This is a genomic window from Parasediminibacterium sp. HNIBRBA5674 (assembly GCF_056745525.1).
In genome coordinates, this window is the sequence record NZ_JBQWIE010000015.1 from 37,435 (window position 1) to 54,039 (window position 16,605).

At 35.3% G+C, this 16,605-nt stretch carries 18 protein-coding genes and 1 riboswitch; of the genes, 10 read left to right on the plus strand and 8 right to left on the minus strand.

Translation table 11 applies throughout. The features are described 5' to 3' along the window. The first annotated feature begins 17 nt into the window (after positions 1-17). A riboswitch (Fluoride riboswitch) is annotated at positions 18-90 on the plus strand. Positions 91-124: 34 nt separating this feature from the next. Continuing rightward, a complete protein-coding gene (locus ACT9TX_RS09235) occupies positions 125-1,417 on the plus strand; it encodes a voltage-gated chloride channel family protein (RefSeq protein ID WP_481337995.1) in 1,293 nt (430 codons plus the stop codon). Here ACT9TX_RS09235 and ACT9TX_RS09240 read toward each other — a convergent pair. The 3 genes from ACT9TX_RS09240 to ACT9TX_RS09250 form a co-directional block, all read right to left on the minus strand. Continuing rightward, positions 1,414-4,041: a hypothetical protein gene (locus ACT9TX_RS09240; protein WP_481337996.1), complete on the minus strand. Its 2,628-nt coding sequence runs from the start codon at positions 4,039-4,041 to the stop codon at positions 1,414-1,416. The genes ACT9TX_RS09235 and ACT9TX_RS09240 overlap by 4 nt on opposite strands. Positions 4,042-4,103: 62 nt before the next feature. Next, a complete protein-coding gene (locus ACT9TX_RS09245; protein WP_481337997.1) occupies positions 4,104-4,931 on the minus strand; it encodes a GLPGLI family protein in 828 nt (275 codons plus the stop codon). A gap of 41 nt (positions 4,932-4,972) precedes the next feature. Then, positions 4,973-5,302 (minus strand): hypothetical protein, encoded by a 330-nt coding sequence (locus ACT9TX_RS09250; RefSeq protein WP_481337998.1) that lies wholly within the window; start codon positions 5,300-5,302, stop codon positions 4,973-4,975. 234 nt (positions 5,303-5,536) lie between these two features. Here ACT9TX_RS09250 and ACT9TX_RS09255 point away from each other — a divergent pair, with 234 nt between their 5' ends. From ACT9TX_RS09255 to ACT9TX_RS09265, 3 genes are all read left to right on the plus strand, one after another. Next, positions 5,537-6,274, plus strand: coding sequence for a response regulator transcription factor (locus ACT9TX_RS09255; RefSeq protein WP_481337999.1), 738 nt, complete (start codon positions 5,537-5,539; stop codon positions 6,272-6,274). Between the two features lie 124 nt (positions 6,275-6,398). Beyond that, entirely contained in the window at positions 6,399-7,082 is a 684-nt protein-coding gene (ccsA, locus tag ACT9TX_RS09260) for a cytochrome c biogenesis protein CcsA (RefSeq protein ID WP_481338000.1), read from the plus strand. Beyond that, positions 7,075-7,284: a CcmD family protein gene (locus ACT9TX_RS09265; RefSeq protein WP_481338001.1), complete on the plus strand. Its 210-nt coding sequence runs from the start codon at positions 7,075-7,077 to the stop codon at positions 7,282-7,284. Before ccsA ends, ACT9TX_RS09265 begins: the two co-directional genes overlap by 8 nt. Before the next feature lie 115 nt (positions 7,285-7,399). Here ACT9TX_RS09265 and ACT9TX_RS09270 read toward each other — a convergent pair whose 3' ends face one another. Beyond that, on the minus strand, positions 7,400-7,930 hold the full coding sequence (locus ACT9TX_RS09270) for a hypothetical protein (protein ID WP_481338002.1): 531 nt from the start codon (positions 7,928-7,930) through the stop codon (positions 7,400-7,402). On the opposite strand from ACT9TX_RS09270, the gene ACT9TX_RS09275 reads away from it, so the two are divergent. After that, entirely contained in the window at positions 7,901-9,319 is a 1,419-nt protein-coding gene (locus tag ACT9TX_RS09275) for a Glu/Leu/Phe/Val family dehydrogenase (protein ID WP_481338003.1), read from the plus strand. The genes ACT9TX_RS09270 and ACT9TX_RS09275 overlap by 30 nt on opposite strands. Before the next feature lie 75 nt (positions 9,320-9,394). Here ACT9TX_RS09275 and trxA read toward each other — a convergent pair whose 3' ends face one another. Continuing rightward, complete coding sequence (trxA, locus tag ACT9TX_RS09280; RefSeq protein ID WP_481338004.1) at positions 9,395-9,712, minus strand: thioredoxin; 318 nt, start codon at positions 9,710-9,712, stop codon at positions 9,395-9,397. Positions 9,713-9,945: 233 nt separating this feature from the next. Here trxA and ACT9TX_RS09285 point away from each other — a divergent pair, with 233 nt between their 5' ends. From ACT9TX_RS09285 to ACT9TX_RS09300, 4 genes are all read left to right on the plus strand, one after another. Then, positions 9,946-10,197 carry a hypothetical protein gene (locus tag ACT9TX_RS09285; protein ID WP_481338005.1) on the plus strand — a complete coding sequence of 84 codons (252 nt, stop codon included), beginning with the start codon at positions 9,946-9,948 and terminating at the stop codon, positions 10,195-10,197. Next, entirely contained in the window at positions 10,155-10,505 is a 351-nt protein-coding gene (locus ACT9TX_RS09290; protein ID WP_481338006.1) for a type II toxin-antitoxin system RelE/ParE family toxin, read from the plus strand. Before ACT9TX_RS09285 ends, ACT9TX_RS09290 begins: the two co-directional genes overlap by 43 nt. Positions 10,506-10,613: 108 nt before the next feature. Continuing rightward, the gene (locus tag ACT9TX_RS09295) at positions 10,614-11,195 is read left to right on the plus strand and encodes an HU family DNA-binding protein (protein WP_481338007.1); all 582 of its coding nucleotides are present in this window, start codon (positions 10,614-10,616) and stop codon (positions 11,193-11,195) included. 18 nt (positions 11,196-11,213) lie between these two features. Continuing rightward, a complete protein-coding gene (locus ACT9TX_RS09300; RefSeq protein WP_481338008.1) occupies positions 11,214-12,113 on the plus strand; it encodes a class I SAM-dependent methyltransferase in 900 nt (299 codons plus the stop codon). 71 nt (positions 12,114-12,184) lie between these two features. Here ACT9TX_RS09300 and ACT9TX_RS09305 read toward each other — a convergent pair whose 3' ends face one another. Further along, positions 12,185-12,994, minus strand: coding sequence for a glutaminyl-peptide cyclotransferase (locus ACT9TX_RS09305; protein WP_481338009.1), 810 nt, complete (start codon positions 12,992-12,994; stop codon positions 12,185-12,187). 102 nt (positions 12,995-13,096) lie between these two features. Then, on the minus strand, positions 13,097-14,194 hold the full coding sequence (ychF, locus tag ACT9TX_RS09310) for a redox-regulated ATPase YchF (protein WP_481338010.1): 1,098 nt from the start codon (positions 14,192-14,194) through the stop codon (positions 13,097-13,099). A 229-nt stretch (positions 14,195-14,423) separates the two neighbouring features. Here ychF and ACT9TX_RS09315 point away from each other — a divergent pair, with 229 nt between their 5' ends. Next, positions 14,424-15,836, plus strand: coding sequence for a nucleoside recognition domain-containing protein (locus ACT9TX_RS09315; protein WP_481338011.1), 1,413 nt, complete (start codon positions 14,424-14,426; stop codon positions 15,834-15,836). A 113-nt stretch (positions 15,837-15,949) separates the two neighbouring features. Here ACT9TX_RS09315 and ACT9TX_RS09320 read toward each other — a convergent pair whose 3' ends face one another. Next, positions 15,950-16,522, minus strand: a complete 573-nt coding sequence (locus ACT9TX_RS09320; protein WP_481338012.1) for a PhnA domain-containing protein — start codon at positions 16,520-16,522, stop codon at positions 15,950-15,952. Between the last annotated feature and the right edge of the window lie 83 nt (positions 16,523-16,605).

The window sequence follows — 16,605 nt, forward strand, 5'->3', positions numbered from 1 at the left end:
TCAAATTTGCTACTTTCGTTCTCAAAGGAAATGGTGTCTTCCTACTTAACCGTTGCTTTACACTTAAGCACTAATGACGCCTACAAATAGTATTTATTTTTAGCTAACACCACCTATTTGTAGCATGGCTAGTTTTTTTAAGCATCATTTTTCTACCAAAGTTGTATCACTAATACGTTTATCTGCTTTCGTTCTGCCATTGGCTATTGTTATTGGCTTAATGGTTGCTTTGTTTTTATGGCTGCTAGATGTGGTTACTAAACTGCGATGGCAGCACGAATGGCTCATTTGGCTGTTGCCATTTGCAGGTGTATTAATTGTGTGGTTGTATAAAACTTTCGGCAACAACAGCGATAAAGGCAATAATCTCATCATCGATGCCATTCACACCCCTAGTACCAAAGTCACTTTTAGAATGGCGCCTTTGGTATTGTTAACTACCATTATCACTCATTTATTTGGTGGTTCTGCTGGTAGAGAAGGTACTGCTGTACAAATGGGCGGCAGCACGGCTGATTTATGGTCTACATGGCTTAAGTTAAAACCTGCTGATAAACGTGTATTGCTGCTATGTGGTATATCGGCTGGTTTTGGTGCTGTGTTTGGTACACCTGTTACTGGTGCTGTTTTTGCGCTTGAAGTTATTGCTATTGGTTCTATCAAGTTTGATGCGCTGCTACCTTGCTTGTTAGCAGGCATTGTGGCAGATATTACTTGTGCGGCCTGTGGTATTCATCATACTCATTACAGCATTGCAAGTATTGAAAACCTAAGTACACAATTGGGCAACTTTACTCTTTCAGTAGATGTGTTTCTTTTGGTAATAATAGCTTTAGCTGGTTGCATATTTGGTCTTACGGCTGGTTTATTTGCCAGTACTACACATTTTATCAAACAAAAAAGTAGCCTTTACATTAAGCAGCCTTTGCTTGTTCCTGTTGTTGGTGGTGCTTTAGTAATAGGAATAAGTTATGCGCTAGGCACGTTTGATTATATGGGCTTAGGTGTTACTAACCCTAACAATGGTATCAGCATCGTTACTGCTTTTAACAGCAATGGCGTTACCAATTTTAGTTGGTTATGGAAGCTTTTGCTTACAGCTATTACGCTTGGTATGGGCTTTAAAGGTGGCGAGGTTACGCCGCTGTTTTTTATTGGTGCTGCTTTGGGTAATGTATTGGCTAGCTACACGGGCTGCCCGGTAGATTTATTGGCTGGTCTTGGTTTTATTGCCGTTTTTGCCGGCGCAACAAATACACCTTTGGCTTGTACTATTATGGGTGTTGAGTTGTTTGGTGGTGAGCATGTTTTGTATTATGCCATCGCTTGTTTTGCAGCTTATTATTGCAGTGGTCATAAAGGTATTTACAGCTCGCAGCGAGTGGCTGTACACAAGTATGGCATTAAAAAAAATTAAAACTTAAAACGACATTCCAATAAGGCAAATCTTGGTAAAATGCGTGTTTCTGCAAACTGTGTAATTACATCATTTCTATTACCTGCATACACTACATCTTGATTTAATAAATTTACAATGCCAAGTTTTGCTTCTAATTTGTTGGGTACTATTGAATACCAAATATTCGCATTTAAAAAGTAATAGTTTTTGGTATCTACAGCATAATTGGTATTGAAATAATTCGCCTTAATGCCCACAGATAGTTTCTTACTTAACACACTTGTAAAATCGATAAATGGATTTAATTGGTAACTACTTTTTTTGCTTTGAAGATCTTTATTTATTCTATAATCTGCTCCAAAGTTTACATTAATGTTGTCTTTTATGGTTGGTCTTAGCGATAAAAAGCAGTTATAACTAAAATTTTTACTGCTTTTTATATCATTATTTACTTCTATTGGATTTGCAAACCAAGAGAAGGAATTTTTTAAAGTAAAAGCTGTATTAATAGAATACAAGTATTTATCAAGCTTTAAGTAAATGTTTGAATTAACTTGAGGTATTGCAATAAAACGATTGGTGTATGTGTCAAAATCTTTGGTAAACGCAACATTGCTAACATTGCTTTTAAGCTGAATTGAATGAAAATAAGATGCAACAAAAAAAGTTGCTTTATTTATATCTCTATACAAATAGCTAAGCGAAGTGCGAAAGTTGTCTATATTGTTAATGCTTGGTATGTTTTTGTTAAAGCTTCTATAAGAACTAAGAACAGAATTATCAAATAGGGCTGAAAGTTCTTGCAAATTGCTGTTAAAACTACTGTTACTGCTTAGAGTACTTTTTGAGTTAATGCTGTACGCAATATTCAGCTTGGGTACAAGTTGCGAGTTTTCCTGTTTTGCATTGCTTAATAAAGATTGATTTTTTAATTGCGTATACTGAATGCCTAAATCAAACACAGCATCTAGTTTTTTTATTTTAAAGCCAATGTTATAGTTTAATAATAGTTTGTTACCAATAGTTGTAATTGAATTTTGAAATTGGGTTGGAAATAGATGTAAACCTACATTAGATTTTATATCTAAATTAGAAGTGAAACCAGAGTTAAAGTAAATATTGCTTACACTTAAAATATTTGCAGCCCTTTTTTTTGACTTAAAAAGGTATTTTATTTCACCTTTAAAGTAATCTATATCATTCTCAGTTTGCTGTATTTGTTCAGAGGTAGAAATGGTATCCAATTTTCTACTAACATTTTGTGCCACGTCATAAAATTGATGCTTGCTATCAAAAGCATATTGCAAACCAATTTCTAAAGCTTTTGTAGAATCTAACCGATAAGTGATAAATGAGCTAGCGCCAAGTCGTTTATAATGTGCATTTTGGTTTGACTGATAACCAATGTTAGAAGTAATTGTATCGTATTCATTATAATTTTTAAATACTAGAGTACTAGCAGTAATAACCTGAATTTTTTTCGACAAATATTTATATTGAATATTATTGTTACTATTAAAAGGTGAATACTTTTTTTCTAGGTTCTCATTATAGGAAAACTGCGGCGTAATATTATTAACGATGGCATTTTGCTGATTTTTTGTAATATCATCTTTATATGCATCAGTAGATATTTTGAGTGTTGATTTTGGATTAAATCGCAGCGTGTTATTTATTACCGCTAGGCGTGAGGCGTTAAATAATGTGCTACTAGCTACATTGCTATTTGTTGTGAACTCAGATTTTGTAAATAAGCCATTTTCATAAATGTAGTTAGGTATTATTGTATTGTCAAATTCATAATCTCTACTTTCAGCCGACCTATCGGTTGAAGTTATTTCTTCATAAAGGCTTTGCCCTAAATTGTTAGCGTTCAAAAGTATTAGCGTTTTTAATTTTGCTTTTAAGGCGAACAAATTGCCCGATAAGCCATATTTATCATCTATACCAACGCTTGGTTTTGCTTCGCCAAATACATTTATTCTATTACTATTTTTAAGCTTCAAATTCATTACCTGCTTTCTACTGTTAGATAAGCCCTTTAAAATAGGATTAATATTGTATTTATCTACCATTTCAACCTTGTCAACCATGTCAGGGTTAATATTTTTCGATATCAGCTTATAGTTTTTAGCTAATTGGTCGCCTTCTATTAAAATGTCTTCAATTGGTTTATTGTTATATAAAATATTGCCATTAGCATCAATATCAAAGCCAGGCATTTTTTTTAAAACATCTTCTAAATTAGCATCTAGTTTATTTTTAAATGCACCCACTGTAAAACTTGTTGTATCGCCACGCTGTGTTATAGGCTTATTTTTTACAATTACTTCCGATAAGGTTGCTAAATTTTGGTGCTTGATGATATTGCCTATATCTATTGTAGCTGATTTAGCTACAATAGATGTCATCGTATTGTAGTAGCCAATTATTTTAGTAGCTACGGTTATTGGTAGCCTATTAATACTATCATTTGCATAGCAAATTTTTTGCTTAAAAAAACCTTGGTTATTGGTAATAGCAAATTTTGTATGCCCTAAAAACGTTATTTCTACAATGGTAGATGGCAGAGGGTTGTAGCTTGTATCTACAACCTTACCAGTAATTTCAACACAAAACTGTGCATAGCTATTTATAGCCATTAAGCAGAAAAGCAAAAATATAATAGGTTTTAAAAACAAATTATTTATTTATAATTGTTAAGCTAGTCTCTATTTTTTTCTATAAAATACAATGCACTAGTTGATTTAACAGCAGTCAAGCCCGTTTTGTCAAAACCTTCTTGGCTTCTGATCATCGTTTCCATAGATTTTAACTGTTTTTTGTATTCGTTGTTTTTAAAACTAAAATACTCATCAAGACTTATTTTGGTACCCACTGGATAAAATGAACTCACCGTTTCAGTTGTAGGGTATTCAATACTTTCAACGTAAATTTTCACTTGATTTTTTGAATCGTATATGTTCATCACCAAGCCTGGTAAGCCATTAAACTTCCAAGGTGCATCAGTTATAGCTATATCGGTTGTAAACCAAGCCGTATAATCTCGTCCTCTAAAATGTGTAGTGGCTTTAATACACTTATAAGTTTTTATCATTGTAGTTTCGTCAGTAATTATCCAATTAATTTGTGGGGCTTTTTCCGCTGTAATTACATATTCATTGGTCATTTTTTCTCGTACAAAAATGGAATCATTAGCTTTATTATGAAAAACCATACTGCCTGCACTATCATACAGAATCCCCATTTTTATTTTCCCAGAACCTTCCACTTTATTGGCTATTAAATCTTCTATTTTTACTTGTTTCTCATTGTTATTATTTGGTGGCGCAGGTGGTTTTTTATAAAAACTATAATTGGAAGCAGCTTTATTGCCAATTAAAATGGCTTCTGCACCTATTGTATCACGTAATACCTTATTAGTATCTAGTTGAATACAATGCCTATAAATAATTTTATAATTCTTTGTTTGAGCGACAACTGTAATCGTGCTTAAAAAAAATAAGCCAAGCGTTAATTTAATTTTAGTCATATTTCTTGTGTTTAAAATTGTAAGTAAAGAATACTGCATTTTTAATACTGAGCTGTAAATGGAGATTTGTAAGAGTAACAAGTAACTGTTATTACATAATTGTAATAATCAGTTCCATCTGGCGCTGTACTTGCATATTCCCATGAACCTGATGCAAAACATAACCAAGGACGAGCAATTAATGCCTTGCTTTCATCAATTACTTCCGATTTTGCTGGTTCTGAATTTGGATTGGTATTTTTTGCATCAATTTGTAGTGTAATTGTTGCTTGTGCAATATTTTTTACATTAATAGATTTTGATGCCGCAAAAGTGTTGTTGCCAATAGCTGTTACACTTAACAGCAATGCGAATAAAATGAATTTTTTCATGGTTCTTTTTTTAATTGTTAAAGTTTGTTTTATTGTACTGTATTCTTTACTTACAGCTATAAAACTATCTGCACAATGACACACTAAAAATACGGGCTAGCCCTGTATTTTAATTATTCTACATTATTTTAACGGTTTATATACTTGTTTTTAACAAAATTCAGGGCTAGCCCGTATACCTTTATATAGCAGAAAAGCTAATTTTGTTTTTTATAATCCTAACTAATAGCGAGTATGATAAAAGTAATGGTGGTAGATGATAACAGCTATCAATTACAACAAATTGTAAAAATAGTAAACCAAATTTTGGGTTACCAAGTTATTACTACTGCTAAAGATGGTGTAGAAGCTATTAGGTATTTGGCTAATTCTAACAATTTACCGCATGTAATTATTTTAGATATTGAAATGCGCCCAATAGATGGTATAACCACAATGGATTTTATTAGCGAACATTTTTCTACAATAAAAGTAATTGGGTTTAGTAGCCATTTTAAGGGGCATGTTATTAGCGATATGTTTGCTTGCGGTGCTATGGGATATTTGTACAAAGGCGAAGTAATTGAAATGCCTTTTGCAAAGCAAATGAATATTCCTATTTATAAAACAAAAGAAGGTAAAGGGTTATTAGAAGTTGCACTAGAAAGTGTGGTACATAATATTCCTTATGTAGATGAACGTATGGATTTTGACATTTCTTTGCGAACACACTTAATAAATCAACGAAAAACATTGAAAAATGAATTAGAGAAGAAATACAAATTAACAAAAAAGCAAAAAGAAATAATTGGTCTAAACGTGTTTGAGGTAGACTATAAAACTATTGCAACTATTACAAATTCCTCGCCTAGAACTGTAGAAACCACTGTAAATAGTCTTTCAAAAAAGTTTGGGGTAAATAATGGTAAAGAAGGCGTTATGGCTTTTTGCATGCGTTTTGGTGCTACAATTATTGCAAGACTAGTAAATTAGTTTTCAATTACATCTCAACAATTTTTACATTCTGTTTGGTTTTGATGAAGGGCTTTGCACTACATTTGCTGCCTCAATAAGTTAACGCTTGTTAGTTTTATTGACGGTCGCTAAACTATTTTATATGATGCACAAATATTGGTGGAAAATACTAACAATAGTTCTTCTTTTATACGTGGGGTCTTACGGTTTTTTGGTCCCTGTACCTAATCCACCTGGTGTGCCACTGCAACAAAGTATTCGCAATTTATTTTTTCATGTACCTATGTGGATAGCCATGATGGTACTGCTCACTACCTCGCTTGTTTATGCCATTTTATATTTAAGAAATCCATCTGTAAAGTACGATATTTATTCATCTGCCTATGCCACTACAGGTACAGTGCTTGGGGTGCTAGGTATTACTACTGGTGCGGTTTGGGCCAATTATCAGTGGGGGCAACCTTGGAGCGGTGATCCAAAACAAAACGGTGCAGCCATTGCCATACTTATTTATCTGGCCTATTTTGTATTGCGTGGTAGCATGACCGATGATGAAAAACGAGCTAGAATAGGTGCTGTGTATAACATTTTTGCCTTTTTTATGCTGTTTCCTACGCTATGGATTTTGCCCCGCCTTACAGAGTCGTTGCACCCTGGTGGGCAAGGCAGTCAGGGTAATCCTGGTTTAAACCCTAAAGATTCTACCATGGCTATGCGTAGCGTTATGTACCCTGCATTTATTGGTTGGACGCTCTTAGGTGTGTGGATTACCACACTAAAAATTAGAACACAATTATTAATCGAGAAAAAACTATCCCATGAATAAATTACAACGTATTGGTGCTGTAATGGCGCTTGCTTTTATCACTGCTTTTGCCAATGCACAAACACCAGATAATAACGATGTGATGCGCAGCAACGGCAAAATTTATGTGGTATTGGCTGTGGTAATTATCATCATGATTGGCTTTTTTATTTACCTAATAAGTGTAGATAGAAAGCTGAGTAAATTGGAAAAACAATCCTAGTTCTTTAGCTTTTTTATTATGAGACCAGCTTAGGTACTACTATGTAGCTTTTGTTGCGAGTTTATGCTGAGTTTACGAAGTACCTACTGTAACATTTAGTTCTTTATTCAGCTTTTTACATATAGTTGCGGCTAAAAGCAGCAAAAATGCCGTTATGAACAGCAACAATGCAGTAAAGAGCAGCATGAACGCCGTTGTGAGCAGCAACAATGCTGTTAAAAGCAGCAATAATGCCGTTAAGAGCAGCATGAATGAAGCTCAGAGCAGCATGAATGAAGCTCAGAGCAGCAATAATGCAGCTCAGAGCAGCAATAATGCAGTTAAAAGCAGTATGAATGCCGTTGTGAGCAGCAATAATGCTGTTATGAGCAGCAACAATGCCGTTAAAAGCAGCATCGATGTAGGTGAGAGCAGCAATCATGAAGCTCAGAGCAGTATTATTGACAGAAAATGCACAATAGTTACCACTAATACTAGGTGAGAAAAGCTGAAAAGCGCACAGAACGTACAAGTGAGTGACACAACCGGTGCTTGGTTTTAGGTAGCCGCTGGTAACAAAAACATAACTACTTTTTTTATAACGATTGCTATATTTAATAATTAAAAATTGAAAGTCATGGTTGAAGCAAATTATAGCTTTTTCCACAGTGTGGAACAAAGTTTTGACAAAGCAGCAAAATTTACCAAGTGGGAAAAAGGCTTGCTAGAACAAATTAAAGCTTGTAATAGTATTTACAGCATGAAGTTTCCTGTAAAAATGGATGACGGTAGGATAGAGGTGATTGAGGCTTACAGGGTGCAACATAGTCAGCATAAAACCCCTTGTAAAGGTGGTATTCGTTTTAGTATGGCCGTAAACCAAGATGAGGTAATGGCGCTTGCAAGTTTAATGACCTACAAATGTGCTATTGTAAACGTACCATTTGGTGGCGGTAAGGGTGGTATTAAAATCAATCCTAAAGCACACAGTGCTTATGAGTTGGAAAAAATTACCCGCCGTTACACCAGCGAATTGGTAAAGAAAAACTTTATAGGCCCAGGTATAGATGTGCCTGCACCTGATTACGGTACTGGTGAACGTGAAATGGCTTGGATTGTAGATACTTACCAATCGTTAAAACCAGGTGAAATTGATAGTGCTGGTTGTGTTACTGGTAAGCCAGTATCGCAAGGTGGTGTGCGTGGTAGAAAAGAAGCCACTGGTTTGGGGGTGTTTTTTGGTATTCGTGAAGTGTGCAATATGCCAGACGTAATGGCAAAACTTGGCCTAACCACAGGTGTTGAAGGTAAAAAAGTAGTGGTGCAAGGTTTGGGTAATGTGGGTTATCACAGTGCTAAGTTTTTCCGTGAACATGGTGCTATTGTAGTGTCTATTGCAGAGTTTGAAGGTGCTATTTATAAAGAAGATGGTATTAACGAAGAAGAGTTGTTTCAACACAGAAAAGCAACTGGTTCTATTTTAAACTTCCCAGGTGCTACTAATTTGGCAAAAACTACTGATGCGTTAGAATTGGCTTGCGATATTTTAATTCCTGCTGCATTAGAAAACGTGATTAACGGTGACAATGCACCACGTGTACAAGCAAAAATTATTGGCGAAGCCGCAAATGGCCCCTTAACGCCAGAAGCTGATGAAGTGTTTGCACAAAAAGGAACTTTAGTAGTGCCAGATATGTATTTGAATGCAGGTGGTGTTACGGTAAGTTATTTTGAGTGGTTGAAAAACCTAAGCCATGTACGCTATGGTAGAATGGAAAAACGCTTTACAGAAAATATGAACCACCATATTTTATCGCAACTAGAAGACCTTACTGGTAAAAAAGTAAGCGATGCTGAGCGTAAATTTATAGAACATGGTGCTGATGAGGTAGACTTAGTACACAGTGGTCTTGAAGAAACCATGATTACTGCCACTAGAGAAATTATGGATATTTGGAAAGCCAACCCAGAGATACCAGATATGCGTACAGCAGCTTATGTATGTGCTATTAATAAAGTAGGTACAAGCTATACAGAGCTTGGTATTTTTCCTTAATAGATTTGAAGAAACAAATACACATAAAAAAGCCTCCAAAATTTTTGGAGGCTTTTTTATAATCAGTCAAGCAACTTATAAATGCGCTTGAATTTTTTTGTCTAATACGCTTTTTGGTACAGCACCAATTTGTTTGTCTACCACTTTACCACCTTTTACAAAAAGGATAGCAGGGATAGAAGTGATGCCATAATTCATACTGGTTTGTGGGTTCACGTCTACGTTTACTTTACCAATTTTTACTTTGCCTTCGTATTCTTTACTCAATTCTTCAATAACTGGTCCAATAGCACGACAAGGGCCACACCATTCTGCCCAAAAGTCAATAACACTTAATTGCTCGCTTTCTAAAACTTCAGCTTGGAAGTTTGCGTCTGTAAATTCTAAAGCCATGATTGTAAATTTTTGTTTATGATTGAGATGATTCTCCGTTTTTACTTGTTGAATGAATATCAAATATACCTCCAAAATTAAAAGGTGCTTATTTGACTTTTCCACCATTGTTATTTTAGACGCAGACTGTCATAAAAACTGACAGAGGGGCGTAAATAATTTTGCCAAAGGATAACTAGCATTAATAATGAAGCATTATTTACTTATTTTTACTAGCACTTAAATACTAGTTTATGCAAACAGTAACATTAGAAATTACAAACGACCTTGCAAAAGAAGTGTTACAAACATTAGAGGAAAAAGCATTTATCAGAATTATCGAAAAGCCCTTGTTCGATTCGCCTGCATTGCCTGGTAAAGCGTTGAATTTGCAAGCATTTAAAAACTGGATTGCCAATTCAGAAGTATCTCCCTCTATTAGCTTAAACGATGCAAAAGCTTTATGGCAAAAGAAAAGAAAGCAATTGATGCAAGCAGAGAAGTAAGAATTTCAGAAAATGCGCTTCAAAACATTGATGAGATTACTGGCTATATTGCCTTTGTAAAACAAGAACCTTTAAGTGCTGCAAAAGTTGGTGATGCGTTTTTCAATTTGTTTGAAAGAATTGGCGACAACCCTTTTGTTTTCAAAGAATGTCAACAATTACCCACTAAGACTAAAATTTACCGACAAGCAGTTTGCCATTCTTGGATAGTTGTTTATAAAATAGCTGCTACTGAAATTATTATACTAGGAATAATACATGGTGCTAGAAAACCTTCTAAGCTGCGTAAACTGAGAAATATTAAGTAAAATGAAGCGTTGATTTAAATAAACTCATTGTCTGTCTATCCTTTTAATGAACTAGCATTTGTTGCTTGCCTTAAAGGCTTGTATATTCGTACCATATTTTAGTCCTGTATGTACCAAGAAATCTATAAATACTTTGTTTTAAATAGAAAGATTAGCATTCCTGGCATTGGTAATTTTTCAGTAAATACCGATTCAGCTAAACTTGATTTTGTAACAGGTGTGTTACATGCGCCTCAGCCTAAAGTAGCATTTGAGAAAGGACAGCCTGCTATTGATAGACAGTTTTTTCAGTACTTATCTAAAGCATTAAATGTTGATGAAAAGCAAGCTGTGCAATCGTTTCAAGTATTTAGCCAATCTATAAAAGAGAATATTGATAGCAATAAACCTGTAGAATTACCAGGCATTGGTAAGTTACAAAAAGGCTATAGCGACGACGATATTTTGTTTACAGAAGAACATACTGCTACAACAGCCTATCTAAACGATATTAAATTAAGTTCGGCTACAGATAGTAAAGCCAACTTGGTAGAATTATATAAAACTGGCGACAATTTAATTATTACCGAAGAAACTGAAGATGATCGTCTTGAAATGATTATTAAAGAAAAAGACGAGGATTATTGGTGGGTATATGCGTTAATATTAGCACTAATGGGTGTAGGCGCTTTGTTGTACTATTACATTTAATGTTTCATTCTAATTTTAATGGCTGAAAGAATTCAACATCAGCATTGCCCAAGCTGCGGTAGTGTATCAATACAAAATTGTTTGTCTGCTAAAGATTATACAGTTAGTAACGAAGTATTTGATATTTGGCATTGCGATATTTGTTCACTAAGATTTACACAAGCCATACCTGCAGCAGAAGAAATAGGGCCTTATTACCAATCTACCAATTATGTATCGCACAGTGATACCAACGAAGGTTTAATTAATCGTTTGTACCACTTGGTAAGAAATTTTACGCTAAAAAGTAAATTGGCTTTATTAAAAGATGTAACAGGATTACAAACAGGCGCTTTGCTTGATGTAGGTGCGGGCACAGGTGCGTTTTCTAATATCATGGCTAACAAAGGCTGGCAGGTTATATCTTTAGAACCTGATGATACGGCTAGGAAAGTAGCTAAAGACAAATACCATTTAGACTTACAAAGCCCTTCTGATTTATATTATTTAGACAATAATCAATTTGATGCGATAGCTATGTGGCATGTGCTAGAGCATGTACATGACTTACAAGGCTATTTGAATAAATTTCACGACATTTTAAGACCAAATGGTAAGTTAGTAATTGCTGTACCAAACTTTACTAGCTACGATGCAACTTATTACGGCAGCAGTTGGGCTGCTTACGATGTGCCAAGACATTTGTACCATTTTTCACCCCAAAGTATTGATACGTTGGCTAAGCTAAAAGGCTTTACTGTAAAGGCTTACAAGCCTATGTGGTTTGATAGTTTTTATGTAAGTATGCTAAGTGAGCAATATAAAAATGGTAAAGGCAATTTAGTAGCTGCTTTCTTTCGAGGGTTAGTTTCAAATATAAAAACCATTGGCAATCCTAAAAATTGCAGTTCGGTTATTTATGTTTTAGCTAAAAAATAATGCATGCAGTAATCGCATAAAAAAGCCGTACTATTTAATAATGCTACGGCTTTTTGTATATTGACAATCACTTAAAACTTCACTTCAAATAGTTTTGGCCAATTTTTACCTGTAATAAAAAAGCGTCTAGCTGTACTATCGTAGGCAATACCATTAAGTACATCTGTGTTAGCCGCTTGTTCAGGAAAATATTTTTCTTTCATACCGCTAAAATCTGCTTTGCCTATTACTTTACCTGTTTCAGGATTGATTTTTACAATAATGTCTTTCTGCCAAACATTAGAATACAACTCACCATTTACCCATTCAAGTTCGTTAATCATTGCCATAGGACCATTATTATCTGTAACACTTACAATGTTTTTTACAGCAAATGTTTCTGGGTCTCTAAAGTAAAGTTTGTCGCCACCATTATTCATTATCAATTGCTTGCCATTATTTGTCAAGCCCCAACCTTCACCATCGTAGTCAAACTCTTTTAGTTTCGCAAATGTTTTTGCATCGTACACAAAGCATTTCTTTTCCTTGTAAGTTAATTGATAAATTTTGCCATTTAATAAAGTGCAACCTTCGCCAAAATATTTCTTATCAAGATTAATTTTCTTGATGTCGTTACCAGTTTTTAAATCTACATAAGCTAGTTTGCTACTACCGCTGTAATCTGAACTACCTGTACTTTCTAGCAATTTGCCATCATGCCATTCTAGACCTTCGGTAAAAGCACTTGTTTGGTGCGGATAAATATTAGTAACCGTGTAGCTAAGTGTTGGTGGCTCGTTGCTTACAACAGGTGCAGTTGTTTCGGTTGATTGTGAATCAGAATTGCCATTACAAGCTGCAAGTACAACAACTGATAAAAAGGGTAGAAGTATTTTTTTCATAAAATGTATTGCACGAATTACACGAATTTCTACTAATTATCTTGTTAAAATATTTGTATTCGTGTAATTCGTGACATTGCTTTAAAATTTGTGACATTGAATTTATACGTTAAATCTAAAATGCATTACGTCGCCATCTTTTACAATGTATTCTTTACCCTCAATGCGTAATCTGCCGTTATCTCTACAAGCAGCTTCGCTACCGTATTTTACAAAATCTTCGTAAGCAATTACCTCAGCTTTAATAAAACCTCTTTCAAAGTCGGTATGAATCACACCAGCAGCTTGCGGCGCTTTCCAGCCATGATGAATCGTCCAAGCCCTTACTTCTTGTACACCAGCAGTAAAGTAAGTATCAAGTTGCAACAATTTATAAGCCGATTGAATCAATCTATTTAAAGCAGGTTCAGTCATTTTATATTCTTCCATAAACATCTGCTTGTCATCTTCTGCTTCCATTTCAGCAATTTGTGCTTCTATGTTGTTGCACATTACTATCACTTGTGCACCTTCTTTTGTTGCAGCAGCAGCAAGGGCTTCAGAGTATTTATTGCCAGTATGCATGTTGGCTTCATCTACATTCGCTACATACAAAACTGGCTTCTCAGTCAATAAAAACAAATCAGCAATCGCTATTTTTTCTTCCTTGCTTAAATCTAATCCTCTAATGCTTTTACCTTGCTCTAAATGCGTTTTGCATTGTTGTAAAATCTCAACTTCAGCCTTTGCTTTTGGGTCGGTTTTAGCCATTTTCTCGCTACGTTGTAGCTTTCTTTCTACTGCTTCTAAGTCTTTCAATTGCAGCTCAGTATCAATAATTTCTTTATCGCTTACAGGGTTTATCGCACCTTCTTCACGCAACACATTTTCGTCTTCAAAGCATCTAATCACATGAATAATGGCATCAACTTCTTTAATGTTACCCAAAAATTTATTGCCCAAACCTTCACCTTTACTAGCGCCACGTACAAGGCCAGCAATGTCTACAATTTCCAATTGTGTAGGTACAATTCTATCTGGTTTTACTAGTTCAGCCAATTTTGTCATACGTTCATCTGGCACGTTTACCAAGCCCACATTGGGTTCTATAGTACAAAAACGATAGTTGCTAGCTTGTGCTTTGGCACTATTACTCACGGCATTAAACAAAGTCGATTTTCCAACATTTGGCAATCCTACAATTCCTGCTTGTAAACTCATAATATGTAACCCTCTTTCCCTAAAGGGAGGTTTTATTCTGAAAACTAAGGTTGTGTTACCAGCGCTAGTGCTACTATTAAGCGTCTGTTGCGTCGCACACTTGTACGTTCAGAACATTATTGAACAATAAATTTCGAGCCGCAAAAGTAAGATTTGACAGCAAAAACAATTTGCTTATTTTCAGCGTTCAAAATCACAAATACCAAATCACAAATCTCAAATTTTCCCAATGGCTTTAAGCAGAATTTGGAGTGCTTTTATACTTGTTGCATTTATAGTAGCTTTTGTAAAGTTTGTAACCATACCAGAAAAGAAAGACATTTTCACAGAAATGGTTACAGGCAAGCAAGGCGATACCTCGCTTACCAAAGTGGTAGATAGCGCCACTTTATCACCTGTAATTATTGCTGCGCTTAACAAAAATGGTAATTATAAAAACGGCGAAAACAAATACATCAAACAAGCCGAAGGCAAAGTATTAACCTACAAAGAGCAAGCTGCTGCAGGTGTTATTGCTACTTGCGATTCTGCTGTAACTATTTGTTTCAATTTGATAGGTGTAATGGCTTTGTTTATGGGCTTTTTAACCATTGCTGAAAAAGCAGGTGGTATGCGTTTGTTGGCTAAAATTATTGGCCCATTTTTCTCAAAGCTTTTTCCAGAAGTACCTAAAAATCATCCATCTATCGGTTATATGATGATGAATTTCTCGGCCAACTTACTCAATCTAGATAATGCAGCTACACCTTTTGGCATTAAAACCATGGAAAGCCTGCAAGAACTCAATCCTGAAAAAGAGAAAGCCACCAATGCACAGTTAATGTTTTTGTGTTTACATGCAGCAGGTCTTACGCTAGTACCTGTAACCATTATTGCTGCAAGAGCTTCTGTAAAGCCAGCAGCAGCAAGCCCTACGGATATTTTTGTGCCTTGTATGATAGCCACATTTGTAGCTACTATGGCCGCTATGATTATTGTAGCTGTTAAGCAGAAAATAAATTTATTACAGCCAGTTATTTTAGGTTGGGTGCTTGGTGCTACTGGTTTAATTACGTTATTGGTCTTCTACCTAAAGTCTTTAAATACAGATGGTGTACAACATTTTTCTAAGTTGCTGAGTAATGGTTTAATCCTATTCATTTTTGTAGCCATTATTGTAGGTGCACTGTATAAAAAAATAGACATTTTCAATGCTTTTGTTGATGGTGCAAAAGGAGGTTTTGAAACGGCTGTGAAAATTATTCCATACCTAGTAGGTATGTTGGTAGCAATAAGTTTGCTACGCACTAGCGGCACATTCGAAGTAATTATTGCAGGTATGAAATCGGTATTTGGTGCCCTTGGTGCAGATACACGTTTTGTAGATGGCTTGCCTACTGCTTTAATAAAACCTTTAAGTGGTGGTGGCGCAAGAGGCATGATGATAGACACAATGAATATTCATGGTGCAGATTCTTTTGCAGGTAGATTGGCTAGTGTGCTACAAGGCTCTTCAGATACAACGTTTTACGTTGTTGCTGTGTATTTTGGTTCGGTTGGTATCAAAAATACTCGTTACGCTATTAGCACCATGTTAATTGCAGATTTGGTAGGTATTATCACGTCTATCTTACTGTGCTATTTGTTTTTTGGTAATGCGTAATCTACTACATAGCCACAGTAGACACATCATTTTAAGCCAAACACTTTCATTAATAAATAACAAAGGCAAATAGAAAATCTATCTGCCTTTGAGCCTATGTGGTGAAAGAATTTTTACACCGATTTTCTTACATACTTGGTTAAAATCACAATCGTATCGCCTTCTATTTTGCCTTCTATTTGTTCTGCATTATCAGGCACTAGTCTTATTTTTCTTACGGTAGTGCCTTTTGGTGCGATAAAGTTGGCGCCTTTTACATTTAGGTTTTGTGTCAATATCACAGTATCACCTGTTTCTAATACCACACCAAAACTGTCTTTATGCACTATTACATTCGCAGCCATTTCTGCTTCTGCATTTGCCCATTCAATTACAGCTTCATCAAGGCTTACAGATGCTTTGGTTTCAGCGGCCCAATCTTCTGTAACATTACCTAGTATTTTGTAGCTTAACGCTTGTACAGCAGGTACTTCGCTCCAAATGCTACCTTCAAGGCAGCGCCAATGGTTGACATCGCTATAGTTATTGCTGCTTATTTGCCCAAAACAATTGGTACAAATCACTACTTGGTTATCCACTGAATCATCTGTTTTTGGTGGTACTGCATAAGCTACTAAATTGTCGTCACTACTGCATAGTTCGCAGATATTACCACTACGGGTTGCTAGGGTTGTAGGTATTGCCATGCGGCGAATGTAGGGTAAATGCAACGGTTTTTAAATTTTCACCACAGAGCAAAGAAGCAACGGAGAAGTAAATTGGACTTAAA

Bases quoted from the DNA above. Each gene is read 5' to 3' on its own strand.
- ACT9TX_RS09315 (WP_481338011.1), top strand. From the start codon at position 14,424: ATGGCTTTAAGCAGAATTTGGAGTGCTTTTATACTTGTTGCATTTATA.
- ACT9TX_RS09285 (WP_481338005.1), top strand. From the start codon at position 9,946: ATGCAAACAGTAACATTAGAAATTACAAACGACCTTGCAAAAGAAGTG.
- ACT9TX_RS09295 (WP_481338007.1), top strand. From the start codon at position 10,614: ATGTACCAAGAAATCTATAAATACTTTGTTTTAAATAGAAAGATTAGC.
- ACT9TX_RS09265 (WP_481338001.1), top strand. From the start codon at position 7,075: ATGAATAAATTACAACGTATTGGTGCTGTAATGGCGCTTGCTTTTATC.
- ACT9TX_RS09290 (WP_481338006.1), top strand. From the start codon at position 10,155: ATGGCAAAAGAAAAGAAAGCAATTGATGCAAGCAGAGAAGTAAGAATT.
- ccsA (WP_481338000.1), top strand. From the start codon at position 6,399: ATGATGCACAAATATTGGTGGAAAATACTAACAATAGTTCTTCTTTTA.
- ACT9TX_RS09235 (WP_481337995.1), top strand. From the start codon at position 125: ATGGCTAGTTTTTTTAAGCATCATTTTTCTACCAAAGTTGTATCACTA.
- ACT9TX_RS09275 (WP_481338003.1), top strand. From the start codon at position 7,901: ATGGTTGAAGCAAATTATAGCTTTTTCCACAGTGTGGAACAAAGTTTT.
- ACT9TX_RS09305 (WP_481338009.1), bottom strand. From the start codon at position 12,994: ATGAAAAAAATACTTCTACCCTTTTTATCAGTTGTTGTACTTGCAGCT.
- ACT9TX_RS09320 (WP_481338012.1), bottom strand. From the start codon at position 16,522: ATGGCAATACCTACAACCCTAGCAACCCGTAGTGGTAATATCTGCGAA.
- ACT9TX_RS09250 (WP_481337998.1), bottom strand. From the start codon at position 5,302: ATGAAAAAATTCATTTTATTCGCATTGCTGTTAAGTGTAACAGCTATT.
- ACT9TX_RS09240 (WP_481337996.1), bottom strand. From the start codon at position 4,041: ATGGCTATAAATAGCTATGCACAGTTTTGTGTTGAAATTACTGGTAAG.
- ACT9TX_RS09300 (WP_481338008.1), top strand. From the start codon at position 11,214: ATGGCTGAAAGAATTCAACATCAGCATTGCCCAAGCTGCGGTAGTGTA.
- ACT9TX_RS09245 (WP_481337997.1), bottom strand. From the start codon at position 4,931: ATGACTAAAATTAAATTAACGCTTGGCTTATTTTTTTTAAGCACGATT.
- trxA (WP_481338004.1), bottom strand. From the start codon at position 9,712: ATGGCTTTAGAATTTACAGACGCAAACTTCCAAGCTGAAGTTTTAGAA.
- ACT9TX_RS09255 (WP_481337999.1), top strand. From the start codon at position 5,537: ATGATAAAAGTAATGGTGGTAGATGATAACAGCTATCAATTACAACAA.
- ychF (WP_481338010.1), bottom strand. From the start codon at position 14,194: ATGAGTTTACAAGCAGGAATTGTAGGATTGCCAAATGTTGGAAAATCG.